This is a genomic window from Pseudoxanthomonas beigongshangi, from assembly GCF_016820515.1.
Taxonomy (GTDB): Bacteria; Pseudomonadota; Gammaproteobacteria; order Xanthomonadales; family Xanthomonadaceae; genus Pseudoxanthomonas_A; species Pseudoxanthomonas_A beigongshangi.
Window position 1 is genome coordinate 24,616 of sequence record NZ_JADHDV010000022.1, and the last position, 13,257, is coordinate 37,872.

Genomic DNA, 13,257 nt, shown 5'->3' on the forward strand with positions numbered 1-13,257 from the left:
GTGGGGTCCCGCTCCGCCCCGGCTGCGGCCGGGTCACCGGCGACAAGGGGAGAAGCCATGAAACACCGTAGTCGACGGTCGCGCTGGCAGACCGCGTGGTCCGCCTGCATCGTCGCGCTGGGCATTGCGCTGGGCGCGGCCCATGCGCAAGCGCAGGCCGCAGGCTCCACCATCGTCCAGGGACGCCTGGCGCTGCACTGGGGCGATCCCGCGCCCGTGCCGCGCCAGCAGAAAGCGCCCCCCGCGCGGCTGCGTGCGGTGTTGCTGGTTGATGATGGCCGCCGTATCCCGCTCGATCCTGCCCAAGCCAAACGCGCGGCGGTGGACCTGTATGCGCTGGCCAATCGCCGGGTCGCGGTTTCGTTGCCGGCGCAGGCGCGGGGTGTCTCCGCCCGGGAACGCTTCGTGGATGCGATCGTGCCCGCGGATCGGCTGGCCCAGGCGGCGCCCGTACTGGGCGGCAAGCAGGTTGCCGCCGCGGCCGCGGTGATGGGCAACACCCGCTGGGTGACCCTGATGTGCAAGTTCTCCGACATCGCCACCGAGCAGAAGGACCGGGCGTTCTTCACCAGCCAGTATGGCAATGCGATCGGGCAGCTCGGCCACTACTGGAGCGAAGTCTCCTATGGCCAGATCAACCTGGCGGGCAGTTCGGCCTATGGCTGGTTCAGCCTGCCCAATCCGCGATCCAGCTATGTGACCACGGTCGAGGGGAAGGACGAGGCGGATCTGGATCGCCTGTTCCAGGATTGCGTCGCCGCCGCGGACGCGCAGGTGGATTTTACCGGCGTGCAGGGCATCAACATGATGTTCAACGGCGATCTGGATGGCTATGCCTGGGGTGGTGGCGCGTGCGCGGTGATGGACGGCGCGCGCCGATGCCCGCGCACCACCTGGAATCCACCGTGGTCGTTCGCCAATCTCGCGCCGCTGGCGCACGAGATGGGGCATGGCTACGGGCTGCCGCATTCGGACAACTCGGATGGCGACGACGATACCTACGACAATCCGTGGGACGTGATGAGCGATGGTTGGCGCAACGCGGTCGCCGATCCGGTCTACGGCACGCGGCCCAAGCACATCAACATGATCCAGCGGGACCGCCTGGGCTGGGTGGCGGGCGCGCGCAAATGGGTGGTTCCCGCCACGCTCACGGGCAGCTGGCAGTTCGAGCTGGAGTATGCGGCCCTGGCCGATGGCACCGGTCGCCAGTTGGTGGTGCTGGATACGCCGGAGCAGGCCGATCCCGCGCTCACGGTTTCGTACACGCTGGAGGCGCGCAGCCGGTCGGGCAATTACGAGGCGGCGCTGGCCGGCAGCGCGGTGATCGTGCATCGCGTGCGCGGCGGCACCGCCTACAGCGAAGACGCCGACATGCCGCCGGCGAACGTGGCCAACAACGAGGGAACGATGTTCAAGGTGGGCGAGACGTGGTCCGCGCCGAATGGTGGCTACCGGCTGCGCGTGGACGGCGCCACCGCGCGGGGATTCCTGGTCACGCTGACCGCGGGCGGGCAGGTCACCGGCGGGCCGTTGCCCGCGCGGGTGGGCACGCCGCCGGCCAGTGCGCCCGCGCCTGCGGTCGCCGGCCCGGGTCGGATCGGCGCGCGTCCGCCGCTGCTTCGTCGCATGCCCTTCCGCGATCCTCGCCGGATCCGCTGATGTACGCGCCGCTCAGCGGTCCGCGGCGGCGGTGTCCACGCTGACCACCACCGACATGCCCGGACGCAGTCGTGCCGCGGCGGCCTGGCCGGAATCGATCGCGATCTTCACCGGAATGCGCTGGGCGATCTTCACGTAATTGCCGGTGGCGTTGTCCGGCGGCAGCACGCTGAACTCGGAACCGGTGGCGGGCGAGATCTCCAGCACGCGCCCGCGCAGGCGTTCCCCGCCGAGCGCATCGACGGTGAAGCTGGCCGGCTGGCCCAGCCGCACCTTCGCCATCTGGGTTTCCTTGAAATTGGCGATCACCCACATCGTGTCCGGCACCAGCGCCATCAGCTGGGTGCCGTTGGTGACGTAAGCGCCCTGGCGCACCGTCACCTGGCCGAGCTGGCCGTCGCGCGGGGCGTGGATGCGGGTGTTGTCGAAATTGATCTGCGCCAGTTGCACCGCCGCGCGCGCGCTGGCGACCGCCGCTTCCAGCACCGCGAGGTTGACGTCGACGCTGCGCACGCCCTGGCGTGCGACCTCCAGCCCGGCGCGGGACTGGCTGAGGTTGGCTTCGGCCTGGGCGTTGGCGGCGAAGGCCGTATCGCGGTCCTGCTCGGAAAGCAGATGCTCGTGGGCGAGCTGATCCGCGCGCCGCAGCGCCGAACGGGTGCGTCGTTCCTGCGCCGCGTTGCTGGCGATCACCGCGCGGCTCTGGGCGACGTTGGCCTCGGCGCTGCGGTGCTGCTGGGTCCAGTTGGCGAGATTGGCCTCGGCGGACTGCAACTGCGCGCGTGCCTGGTCCAGCTGTTGCCGGTAGATCCGATCATCGATCGCCACCAGCAGCGCGCCCTTGCGCACATGCTGGAAATCCTGCACCGGCACGTCGGTGACGTAGCCGCTGACCTGCGGGCTGATCAGGGTCGTCTGTCCACGCACCATCGCGTTCTCGGTGGTCTGGAGCGCGCTGGTGAAGGGCGGCAGTTGCCAGGCGTAGAGCACCACGCCCACGCCCAGCAGGGCCAGCAGTGCGAATCCGGTCAGGCCCAGCAGGCGGCGCCGGCGGCGTGCGGCCTGGCGGGCGGCCGGTTCGGCATCGGGAGGAGGATTGGCGGCTGTGTTCATGCTTGCGTCGGCCGTGGAGAAGGGGAAGGCGAAGGCGGTGCGGGCGTGGGGGGCGGCGGATTCAGTCGTCGCCACCACAGATCCGCGTAGATCCAGAGCAGGGTGAAGATGGCCAGCCAGGCCACCACCAGGAAGACATCGTTGTAGGCCAGCACGTTGGCCTCGCGGGTCACGGTCGTGCCCATCGCGCGCATGCCCTGCGCGTTGCGCAGGACCGGATCGCCGAGCGTGTGCGCATACCCGGCCGCCGTTCCCTGCACGCGGGCGGCCACCTGCGGATCCAGCAGGGTGATGTGCTCGGCGAGCTGGCTGGCATGGAATTTCTCGCGCACCACCTGGAACGTGCCCAGCAGCGCGGAGCCGAGCAGGCCGCCCATGTTCTGGGTCATGCCGAACAGCACCACGAAGCTGATCAGGTTGCCGGGCTGGGACAGGATCGCGCCGATGCCGCTGATCATCGCCGGGCCGATGAAGAAGGTGCTGCCGAACGCCAGCAGGAACTGGCTGAAATACATCTGTTCGGGGCGGGTCAGGTTGCTGGAATGCGCGTCCATGAACGCGCCGGTGGCGATCAGCAGCACCGCGAACATCAGGTGCTGGCCGGTGTGCTGCGGGCGGATGGTCAGCGCGCTGACGGCGACGCCGGCCACGCAGCCGACCAGCACCCACGCGTACATCGTGTGCAATTCGTCGTTGTTCAGGCCCAGGTTCTGCATGAACCCCACGGCGCCGATGCTCTGCTCGGACAGTACGATGCGGATCAGCACGATGGACAGCGCCAGCCGCATCATCGTGCCGCTGGCCAGCCAGCGGGTGTTGATGAGCGGATTCTTCCGGTAATGCTCGATCGCCACCGAACTGATCAGCAGCACGATCGCCATCGCCAGGGTCACCCCCAGCCACGGATTCTCGGTCCACCACAGATAGCGACCCAGCGACAGCACCGCGGCCAGGCTGGCGGCGCCGCCGGCGAACAGGGAGAAGGTCAGGAAATCCAGCTTCTCGAACACCTTCGTGCGATCGCTGGGCGGCAGCTTGAGCACCAGCACGCAGGCCAGCGCCACGATCGCCAGGCCCAATTCGAACAGATACAGGCCGCGCCATTCGCCATACTGCAGCAGCTCGGTGGAGAAGATGCGCGCCAGCGGCAGCGCCAGCTGGCTCATGCCCAGCCCGATCACCACCGCCTTGAGCCGCATCCGCGCCGGAAACGCCTGGATCATGTAGTACAGGCCCAGCGTGCTCAGCGCCGCGCCGACCAGCCCGTGCGCGGCGCGCACCGCGATGGCCGAACCGAGATCGTTGACGAACAGGTGGGCGAACGCGATCAGCGCGTACAGCACCAGGAAGATCTCGGTGAACAGCCGCAGGCCGTACTGCTGGCGGAACTTGACCAGCAGCAGATTGGCCGAGACGTTGGTCATCACGTAGGCCGCCGGCAGCCACGCCATCTCCCAGGCATAGGCGCCCAGGGTGCCTTGCAGGTTCAGCAGGTTGGCGGTGACCAGGGCGTTGCTCAGGCCGCCGGTGAGCGCGACCACCACGCCGACGATGGCGAACTGGATGCGCCGGCGGACCGGGTGCAGCGGGGTGGAGGGCGACCCGGGGAACGTGGGGCGCTCGTGCGGCAGCCATTCGCGGGGGGTATAGCGGCTGCTCACGGGCGAGTCGGCATCCTCTGGAAGACGAATGGCGTTGTCACCACGGTATTGTCCCACGGCCGCGCCGGCAAGATCCCCCCGGACGGTGCGATAATCCGTCCCATGAGCGAATCCCCCTACCAATCAGGCACCACCCATTTCGGTTTCCGCGACGTCGACGCCCGGGACAAGCAGAAACTGGTCGGCGAGGTGTTCACCTCGGTCGCCGGCAAGTACGACCTGATGAACGACCTGATGAGCCTGGGCATCCATCGGATCTGGAAGCGCTATTTCGTCGGCACCTGCCAGGTCAAGCGCGGCGATCGCGTGCTGGATCTGGCCGGCGGCACCGGCGACATCGCCGCGCTGCTGAAGGATCGTGTGGGCGAGACCGGCGAGATCGTGCTTGGCGACATCAACGCCGGCATGCTGTCGGTCGGCCGCGATCGCATGACCGATCGCGGGCTGGTGTCGGGCATGGACTACGTGCAATGCAACGCCGAGGCGCTGCCGTTCCCCGACCGCAGTTTCGATCTGGTCACGATCGCCTTCGGCCTGCGCAATGTCACCGACAAGGATGCCGCGCTGCGCGAGATGCATCGGGTACTGAAGGTTGGCGGCCAGGCGCGGGTGCTGGAATTCTCGGAAGTGACCGCCGAGTGGTTCAAGCCGGTCTACGACTTCCACTCGTTCAAGGTGCTGCCGAAGCTGGGCCAGCTGTTCGCCCGCGACGCCGGCAGTTACCAGTACCTGGCCGAGAGCATCCGCAAGCATCCGCCGCAGGAACAGCTGAAGGCGATGATGGACGAAGCCGGCTTCGCCCGCGCCAGCTACAAGAACCTCAGCGCCGGCATCGTCGCGGTGCATACGGGTTATCGCGTTTAAGCGGTTCCTCCCCCTTCATGGAAGGGGAGCAAGGTTCTGCGCCAAGAGCAAATCCCCCGTCACCCGCTGGCGCGGGTGCCCGCCCCCTTTTTAAAAGGGGGCTATCACGTCGTCACGTGCTTGCAGCGACTGGCTTTTCCTCCCCCTTTTGAAAAGGGGGACCGAGGGGGATTTGCTTCTGGAGCCATCCCCAAGCTGCGCCGCATCAAGGCATCCGCCGCGCGGGCGGGTAAACTTGCCGCTTCCCTGTCGCAGGAATCCCTGATGCGCGCCGTACTGTTGACCCTGTCCTGCGCCGCCGTGCTGGCGGCCGGCTGCTCCCAAGAATCCGCCCCCGCTCCCGAAGCTCCCGCCGCCAAGCCCGCGCCGACCGCCGTGAAGACCGAACGCAGCCACGACGAAAGCTCCTACGCCGAGCCGACCAAGGTCGTCATCAAGGATCTGGCGCTGGATCTGGCGGTCGATTTCGACCAGAAGCAACTCGGCGGTACCGCCAGCTACACCCTGGAATGGAAGGACAAGGCGGCCAAGCAGCTGGTCCTGGACACCCGCGACCTGAGCATCGAGAAGGTCGAAGGCCAGGACGCCGCCGGCGCCTGGGCGCCGCTGCAGTTCAACCTGGCGCAGGCCGACAAGATCTTCGGCAGCAAGTTGACCATCGAGGCGCCGGCGCAGAACGCGCACGTGCGCATCGCCTACAAGACCTCGCCGCAGGCGTCGGGCCTGCAGTGGCTGGCGCCGTCGATGACCGAAGGCAAGCAGTTGCCTTTCATGTTCAGCCAGTCGCAGGCCATCCACGCGCGCAGCTGGGTGCCGCTGCAGGACACCCCGAGCGTGCGCTTCACCTACAGCGCGCACGTGACCTCGCGTCCGGACGTGATGGTGTTGATGAGCGCGGACAACGATCCGGCCGCGTCGCGCGATGGCGATTACAGCTTCAAGATGCCGCAGCCGATTCCGTCCTACCTGCTGGCCATCGCGGCCGGTGATCTGGTGTTCAAGCCGATCTCGAACCGCAGCGGCGTGTGGGCCGAACCGTCGATGGTCGAGAAGGCGACCAAGGAGTTCGAGGACACCGAGAAGATGATCGGCGTGGCCGAATCGCTGTACGGCCCGTACCGCTGGGAACGCTACGACATGCTGGTGCTGCCGCCGTCGTTCCCGTTCGGCGGCATGGAGAACCCGCGCCTGACCTTCGCCACCCCGACCGTGATCGTCGGCGACAAGTCGCTGGTCTCGCTGATCGCGCATGAGCTGGCGCACAGCTGGTCCGGCAACCTGGTGACCAACGCCAGCTGGAAGGACATCTGGCTCAATGAAGGCTTCACCACCTACGTGCAGGACCGCATCACCGAGGCGCTGTACGGCAAGGAACTGGCCGAGATGGAACGCCAGATCGACCAGACCGAACTGCTGGACGAGGTGAAGAACATGTCGCCGGCCGATCAGGCGCTGGCGCTGCCGCCGCTGACCGATCGCGATCCGGATGATTCGCTGAGCCAGGTCGCCTACGTCAAGGGCGCCTGGTTCCTGAAGTTCCTGGAAGAGCGTTTCGGCCGCGCCACCTTCGATCCGTTCCTGCGTGGCTGGTTCGACGACCACGCCTTCCAGAGCGCGACCACCGACCAGTTCGTCGAGTACCTGAAAAAGAACCTGCTGCCGAAGAACCCGAACGCGGTGACCGAGGCCGAACTGAACGCCTGGCTCAACGAGCCCGGCATTCCCAAGTTCGCCGCCAAGGCGCAGTCGCGCGGTTTCTCCAATACCGACACCGCGCGCATCGCCTGGCTGGGCAGCGGCCAGTTGCCGAACCCGCAGGTGACCTCGGGCTGGGTGACCCAGCAGTGGGTGAGCTTCATCAACGGCATGGGCGAGAAGCTGACCGTCGAACAGCTGGCGCAGCTGGACAAGGCCTACCACTTCACCGGCACCCAGAATGGCGAGATCGCCATGCGCTGGTATCCGCTGACCGTGCGCAGCGGCTACCTGGATGCGCGCCCGGAGCTGGGCAAGTTCATCGAGCGCGTCGGTCGCCGCAAGCTGATCATGCCGATCTACGAGGAACTGGTGAAAACCCCGGACGGCCTGGCCTTCGCGGAGGAGAGCTTCGCCCGCGCCAAGCCGGGCTACCACCCGATCACCACCGCGTCGGTCGAGGCCCTGCTGGCCAAGGCCAAGGCGGGCGAAAGCAAGTAAGCGATGCGTCGCCCACGCATCTCCTGGAAAACGGTCGCCGTCACGGCGGCCGTTTTCGTTTGCGCGCTGCTGATCTGGGTATGGCGCGATCCGATGGTGCTGGTGCGCGGCGAGCTGGCGCGGCAGCGCTGGATGGCGGGATTGAGCCTGCATCACGCCGAGGTGGCCGCGCATCGCTGGGCCTATGCCGAACGCGGAGCGAAGGACCCGGCCGCGCCGACGCTGGTGATGATCCACGGCTTCACCGGCAGCAAGGAAAACTGGTATCCGCTGGCCGAGCGCCTGGTGGGGCAGTACCGGGTGGTGATTCCGGATCTGCCCGGTTGGGGCGCGAGCGAACGCAAGGCGGGCGAGGACTACGGTTTCGACGCGCAGAACCGGCGGCTGGCCGAGTTCATCGCCCGGGTCGCGCGCCGGCCCGGCAGTCCGCTGGTGTTGCTCGGGCATTCGATGGGCGGCGGCATCGTCGCCCTGACCGCGGCGGATCGTCCGGATCTGGTGGACCGGGTCGCGCTGATCGATGCGGCCGGGGTGCGCTTCCGCGACAACGTGTTCGGCGAGCAGGTGCTGGCCGGACACAATCCGTTCGCGGTGCATGACGAGGCTTCGCTCAAGCGCTACCTCGATACGGTGTTCCACCGCGAGGAAGCCAAACCGTCGATTCCCTGGCCGGCCTCGCGCGGCCTGATCGACTGGCGCCGAGCGCAGGCGCCGTTCGAGCAGGCGGTGCTGGATCGCATCGGCCGCGGGCCGGAAGCCTTCCTGCCCGGACAGGCCGCCGCGCACGTCCGCCAGCCCACGCTGCTGTTGTGGTGCGCGCAGGATCGGGTGATCGATCCGAGCGCGCTGGAGCTTTACGCCGAACGCATCCCGCAAGCGGTTAAAGTGCGGCTGTCCGACTGCGGCCACATGTCGATCATGGAACGTCCCGACGACGTCGCCGCCGCGGTCGATTACCTGATACGCAACGGAGTCCCCCGATGAAACGCACCCTGATCGTCCCGGCCATGCTGGCCAGCGTCCTGGCCCTGTCAGCCTGCGGTGACCGCGAGGCCGAGCAGCGCGCCGCCGCGCAGGCCCAGGCCGCCGCCAACGAGGAGGCGGCCACCCAGCTGGCCGGCAAGTTCGATGCGGCACAGGCCTCGCGCGACTGGGAAATGGCGCGCATCCATGGCGTGGCCCTGCTGGATCAGTATCCGGACACCCAGGCGGCGACGCGCATCAAGCCGCTGCTGGAAGAGGTGAAGGCCAAGGCCGAGGGCGCGCGCGAGGAGCGCCGCCTGCAGGCATTGTGGGACTACGCCCAGATCGCCACCGATGGCGGCACCCAGCGCACCGCCGCCATCCACAGCAAGGATCCGGTCGACGTGGACGGCAGTGGCGCCAAGCCGGTGCAGCTGATCTTCCGCGATCATCCCAAGTGGAAGCGCAGTAGCTATCTGGTCCTGCAGGCCAGCGACTTCCGCTGCCCGGGCGGCTGCAAGGTCAAGGTGACCGCCGATGGCGCGCCGGCCCGGGCGATGGATGCCTGGCGCCCGGACACCGACGAGGCGATCGCCATGTTCATCACCGACCAGAAGGCGCTGTGGAAGCTGGTGGGCAAGACCAAGGTGCTGGAAATCGAATTCCCGGTGAAAGCGGGGGGCACCCGCAAGGCGGTGTTCGAGACCAGCGGCCTGGACGGCAGCCAGATGCCGGGTTGGGAGTGATCCCGCGCGTGCCGCGGTCCGTCTCGAACCCGGGAGCCTAGGACTCCGACGCCGGCAATGGCGCCTGTTCCATCCGGTTGCGGCCATTGAACTTGGCCTGGTACAGCGCGCGATCGGCGCGCTTGAGCAGGGTTTCCAGCGAGGCGCCGTCGGCCAGCGGCGGCTGCATCGCCAGGCCGATGCTGATGGTGATGTCCAGGCGGCGGCCGTCTTCGAGCGCGAACGGTTGCGCGGACACGCGCAGCAGTTGATCGGCCAGCCGCAGCGCGTCGCGCTCGCCGACGCCCGGTGCCAGGATGGCGAATTCCTCGCCGCCGAAACGGCCCAGCAGGTCGCTTTCGCGCAGCAGTCCGCGCGCGCGTTCGGCGAAGGCGACCAGCACGGTGTCGCCGGCGGCATGGCCGTGGCGATCGTTGATCGCCTTGAAGTGATCCAGATCCACCATCAGCACGGCGAGACCGCCACCCTGCGTGCGGGCGCGTTCCAGCGCGGCCTCGCCGCGGCGCTCGAAGGCGCTGCGGCTGAGCGTCTGGGTCAGCGCGTCGTGGTTGGCGGCATGGTTGAGCGCGTTGAGCAGCCGGTTGCGCGCGGCATGGGCGCCGGCCACGGTCAGCGGCGCCACCGCGACCAGCGCCATGCCGATGCGCATCGAGACGATCGCGGCCATGTCGTCCTGCACGTGCAGGTCGATCCAGCCGTTGGCGATGCCCACCAGGGTCCAGATGCACAGCAGGGCGGTGGCGGTCGCGGTGGTGAACAGCCGGTAGCTCAGTGCGCACCACAGCAGCGCCGGCACCGGGAAGGCAATCGCGCCGGGACCGCCAATCGCCACGCCCAGCAGCACCGTCAGCAGCAGGGACAACGCGGGCAGGCGGTGGCCGGGCATGTTCAGGAAGCGCGCCAGCGGTTCGCGCCAGGCGTGGCGCAGCTGTCGCGGGGAGGGCAGCAGCAGGATCACCGGCACCAGCGCCACGTAACTGACCAGTTCGGCCGAGAACCAGATGCCGATGGCCTGGACCAGGTCGGCGCCGATCAGCGAGCGGGCGATCAGGCAGCCCGAAAGCGCGGCGGCGAAGGCCGCCCCGGCGCAGACCATCAGCACCCGCAACATCGACTGCGCGCGCTGCAGGCCCAGATCCTCGCGCCGGAACCGGTGGAACAGCAGGCAGCCGACCGCCACGCCGGCCAGGTTGGCGCCGGTCAGGCGCAGCGTGGCGGACAGGCTGCCGCCGGTGAGCAGGTCCGCGCCCAGGTAACCGGCCGCCGCGGCGAGCCAGCCCAGCGGGGTCGCCAGCGCGGGCCGGCGCGCGAACACGCCCAGCAGCAAGGCGTTGGTGGGCCAGAACGAGGCCAGCTGGTGCTCGGGACGGCTGAGGATGCCGAGCCAGGAAGCGACCAGCACCAGCAGGCCGATGCCGGCGGCGGCCGCGAACTGGCGGAAAACGAGGGAAAAACGGGACGGCGGAACCGCCGGAGTGGTGTCCTGGGAGTTCCCCTTGCGGGGATGTCCTGCGTGCGTACCTGTCATTGCCGCCTTGCGCGGACGGTCGTGTTACCCGCCCTTCGCCATCACCTTACGCCGGAATGGTGACGGATTTCATCCCGCCGCCGTGGACCAGGCCCGGGATGCATCCCCGCCGCGCCGGAATCAGAGCGAGTAGCCGAATTGCTGCTTGAACTGCTCGTTGAACTCGTCGAAGTCGAAGCGCTGGTTCTGGGTGCCGGGGTGCTCGACCTTGAGCGCGCCCATCAGGTTGCCCATGCGGCCGATGGTCAGCCAGTCGTAGCCCTTCTCGATGCCGAAGATCAGGCCGGCGCGGAAGGCGTCGCCGCAGCCGGTCGGGTCGGTGACCCGGCGCTCGTGGGCCGGCGGGATGTCGTAGGTCTTGTCGGGGGTGTGGATCTGCGAGCCGTGCGGGCCACGGGTGGTGATGTAGGCCTTGACCCGCTTGACGATGTCGGTTTCGCTCCAGCCGGTGCGTTCCTGCAGCAGGTTGGATTCGTAGTCGTTGACGGTCACGTAGTCGGCCAGTTCGATGAACTGGCGCAGTTCCTCGCCGTTGAACAGCGGCATCGCCTGGCCGGGATCGAAGATGAAGGGAATGCCGGCCCCGGCGAACTCGGCGGCGTTCTGCAGCATGCCCTCGCGCCCGTCCGGGCTGACGATGCCGAAGGTCACCCCGGGCACGTCCTTCACGTGGTTCTCGTAGCTGCGCATCATCGCGCCCGGATGGAACGCGGTGATCTGGTTGTTGTCGTGGTCGGTGGTGATGAAGGCCTGCGGGGTGAACAGTTCCTCGATCACCTTGACCTGGCTCAGGTTGATGGCCTGCTCCTGGAACCACTCCCGGTACGGGCCGAAGTCCTGGCCCACCGTGGCCATCGGGATCGGGTCGCCGCCCAGCAGCTTGAGGTTGTAGGCGATGTTGCCGGCGCAGCCGCCGAACTCGCGGCGCATGCGCGGGACTAGGAAGGACACATTCAGGATGTGCACCTTGTCCGGCAGGATGTGGTTCTTGAACTGGTCCGGGAACACCATGATGGTGTCGTAGGCGAGGGAACCACAAATCAGTGCGGACATCGGCAAGGCTCGGCGGGTGGACGGCGGCCGGCCATGCCTGGCCGGTCGAAAAAAACGGGACGGCCACCCCGGTTCGGGCGGGCCGGTGCGAAGGTTACCGGCTGAGGGCGCGCGGGGCCAGTCTTGATCCGCCCCCGGCGAACCGTACGTGGAGGCCGCCGGCGGTATCCATCCGCATCGGTCGAACCGTCGCCATGCGCGTTTTTCCCCGCATTTTCACGAGATTTTTCCTTGCCCGCGCACAGGCGGGTTGCTAGGCTAGCCGACTTCGTTTCGTGCCCAAAAAATCGCCAGCCCCGCTGCGCGATCCGCCACCAGCAGGACCCACTCCCCGATGTTCAAAAAGCTCCGCGGCATGTTCTCCAACGACCTGTCCATCGACCTGGGCACGGCCAACACCCTCATCTACGTACGCGGACAGGGCATCGTGCTGAACGAACCGTCGGTGGTGGCGGTGCGCCAGGACCGGGCGATCGGCGGCTCCCGTTCGGTCGCCGCGGTGGGCGCCGAGGCCAAGCAGATGCTGGGCCGCACCCCCGGCCACATCACCACCATCCGGCCGATGAAGGACGGCGTGATCGCCGACTTCACCTACACCGAGGCGATGCTCAAGTACTTCATCAAGAAGGTGCACAAGTCGCGCGTGCTGCGCCCCAGCCCGCGCGTGCTGGTATGCGTGCCGGCCGGCTCCACCCAGGTCGAGCGCCGCGCCATCAAGGAATCGGCCGAGGAGGCCGGTGCCCGCGACGTCTACCTGATCGAGGAACCCATGGCTGCCGCCATCGGCGCCGGCATGCCGGTCACCGAGGCCCGCGGCTCGATGGTCATCGACATCGGCGGCGGCACCACCGAGGTGGCGGTGATTTCGCTGAACGGCATCGTCTACTCGCAGTCGGTCCGCATCGGCGGCGATCGCTTCGACGAATTCATCACCAACTACGTCCGCCGCAACCACGGCATGCTGATCGGCGAAGCCACCGCCGAGCGGATCAAGCTGGAAATCGGCTGCGCCTACCCGCAACCGGAGCTGCAGGAAATGGAAATCTCCGGCCGCAACCTCGCCGAGGGCGTGCCGAAGATGATCAAGATCAACTCCAACGAAGTGCTGGAAGCCCTGCACGAGCCGCTGTCGGGCATCGTCAGCGCGGTCAAGCTGGCGCTGGAACAGACCCCGCCGGAGCTGTGCGCCGACGTCGCCGAACGCGGCATCGTGCTGACCGGTGGCGGTGCCCTGCTGCGCGACCTGGATCGCCTGATCTCCGAGGAAACCGGCCTGCACGTGCAGGTGGCCGACGATCCGCTGACCTGCGTGGCGCGCGGCGGCGGCCGCGCCCTGGAGCTGGTCGACATGCACGGCAACGAGTTCTTCGCGCCGGAATGAGGCTGGGGATGCGGAACCGGGGGCGGGGAATGGGTGTCTGTTCTTTCCGTGGTTCCGGTTCGCGCGTCCACCCGCCGTTTTCGCGACGGG

At 67.9% G+C, this 13,257-nt stretch carries 10 protein-coding genes; 6 read left to right on the plus strand and 4 right to left on the minus strand.

The features are described from left to right. The first annotated feature begins 57 nt into the window (after positions 1–57). Positions 58–1,662 (plus strand): metallopeptidase domain-containing protein, encoded by a 1,605-nt coding sequence (locus IQ458_RS15365; protein ID WP_203323361.1) that lies wholly within the window; start codon positions 58–60, stop codon positions 1,660–1,662. Positions 1,663–1,674: 12 nt separating this feature from the next. On the opposite strand, the gene IQ458_RS15370 is transcribed toward IQ458_RS15365, so the two are convergent. Beyond that, on the minus strand, positions 1,675–2,775 hold the full coding sequence (locus IQ458_RS15370) for an HlyD family secretion protein (RefSeq protein WP_183639393.1): 1,101 nt from the start codon (positions 2,773–2,775) through the stop codon (positions 1,675–1,677). Then, a complete protein-coding gene (locus tag IQ458_RS15375) occupies positions 2,772–4,436 on the minus strand; it encodes an MFS transporter (protein ID WP_203323362.1) in 1,665 nt (554 codons plus the stop codon). The genes IQ458_RS15370 and IQ458_RS15375 overlap by 4 nt, the downstream gene beginning before the upstream one ends. 102 nt (positions 4,437–4,538) lie before the next feature. Here IQ458_RS15375 and ubiE point away from each other — a divergent pair, with 102 nt between their 5' ends. The 4 genes from ubiE to IQ458_RS15395 all read left to right on the plus strand — a co-directional run bounded on the left by ubiE (position 4,539) and on the right by IQ458_RS15395 (position 9,205). After that, on the plus strand, positions 4,539–5,300 hold the full coding sequence (gene ubiE, locus IQ458_RS15380; protein WP_192198072.1) for a bifunctional demethylmenaquinone methyltransferase/2-methoxy-6-polyprenyl-1,4-benzoquinol methylase UbiE: 762 nt from the start codon (positions 4,539–4,541) through the stop codon (positions 5,298–5,300). A gap of 264 nt (positions 5,301–5,564) precedes the next feature. Next, positions 5,565–7,496: a M1 family metallopeptidase gene (locus tag IQ458_RS15385; RefSeq protein WP_192198071.1), complete on the plus strand. Its 1,932-nt coding sequence runs from the start codon at positions 5,565–5,567 to the stop codon at positions 7,494–7,496. 3 nt (positions 7,497–7,499) lie between these two features. Next, complete coding sequence (locus IQ458_RS15390; RefSeq protein ID WP_203323363.1) at positions 7,500–8,480, plus strand: alpha/beta fold hydrolase; 981 nt, start codon at positions 7,500–7,502, stop codon at positions 8,478–8,480. Then, complete coding sequence (locus IQ458_RS15395) at positions 8,477–9,205, plus strand: hypothetical protein (RefSeq protein WP_203323364.1); 729 nt, start codon at positions 8,477–8,479, stop codon at positions 9,203–9,205. The genes IQ458_RS15390 and IQ458_RS15395 overlap by 4 nt, the downstream gene beginning before the upstream one ends. Before the next feature lie 37 nt (positions 9,206–9,242). Here IQ458_RS15395 and IQ458_RS15400 read toward each other — a convergent pair whose 3' ends face one another. Further along, the gene (locus IQ458_RS15400; protein WP_203323365.1) at positions 9,243–10,733 is read right to left on the minus strand and encodes a GGDEF domain-containing protein; all 1,491 of its coding nucleotides are present in this window, start codon (positions 10,731–10,733) and stop codon (positions 9,243–9,245) included. Positions 10,734–10,853: 120 nt separating this feature from the next. Then, complete coding sequence (locus tag IQ458_RS15405) at positions 10,854–11,786, minus strand: carbohydrate kinase family protein (protein ID WP_141455403.1); 933 nt, start codon at positions 11,784–11,786, stop codon at positions 10,854–10,856. 334 nt (positions 11,787–12,120) lie between these two features. Here IQ458_RS15405 and IQ458_RS15410 point away from each other — a divergent pair, with 334 nt between their 5' ends. Next, positions 12,121–13,167 (plus strand): rod shape-determining protein, encoded by a 1,047-nt coding sequence (locus tag IQ458_RS15410; protein WP_141455404.1) that lies wholly within the window; start codon positions 12,121–12,123, stop codon positions 13,165–13,167. Positions 13,168–13,257 lie beyond the last annotated feature (90 nt).

Bases quoted from the DNA above. Each gene is read 5' to 3' on its own strand.
- IQ458_RS15370 (WP_183639393.1), bottom strand. From the start codon at position 2,775: ATGAACACAGCCGCCAATCCTCCTCCCGATGCCGAACCGGCCGCCCGC.
- IQ458_RS15385 (WP_192198071.1), top strand. From the start codon at position 5,565: ATGCGCGCCGTACTGTTGACCCTGTCCTGCGCCGCCGTGCTGGCGGCC.
- IQ458_RS15395 (WP_203323364.1), top strand. From the start codon at position 8,477: ATGAAACGCACCCTGATCGTCCCGGCCATGCTGGCCAGCGTCCTGGCC.
- IQ458_RS15390 (WP_203323363.1), top strand. From the start codon at position 7,500: ATGCGTCGCCCACGCATCTCCTGGAAAACGGTCGCCGTCACGGCGGCC.
- IQ458_RS15400 (WP_203323365.1), bottom strand. From the start codon at position 10,733: ATGACAGGTACGCACGCAGGACATCCCCGCAAGGGGAACTCCCAGGAC.
- ubiE (WP_192198072.1), top strand. From the start codon at position 4,539: ATGAGCGAATCCCCCTACCAATCAGGCACCACCCATTTCGGTTTCCGC.
- IQ458_RS15365 (WP_203323361.1), top strand. From the start codon at position 58: ATGAAACACCGTAGTCGACGGTCGCGCTGGCAGACCGCGTGGTCCGCC.
- IQ458_RS15410 (WP_141455404.1), top strand. From the start codon at position 12,121: ATGTTCAAAAAGCTCCGCGGCATGTTCTCCAACGACCTGTCCATCGAC.
- IQ458_RS15405 (WP_141455403.1), bottom strand. From the start codon at position 11,786: ATGTCCGCACTGATTTGTGGTTCCCTCGCCTACGACACCATCATGGTG.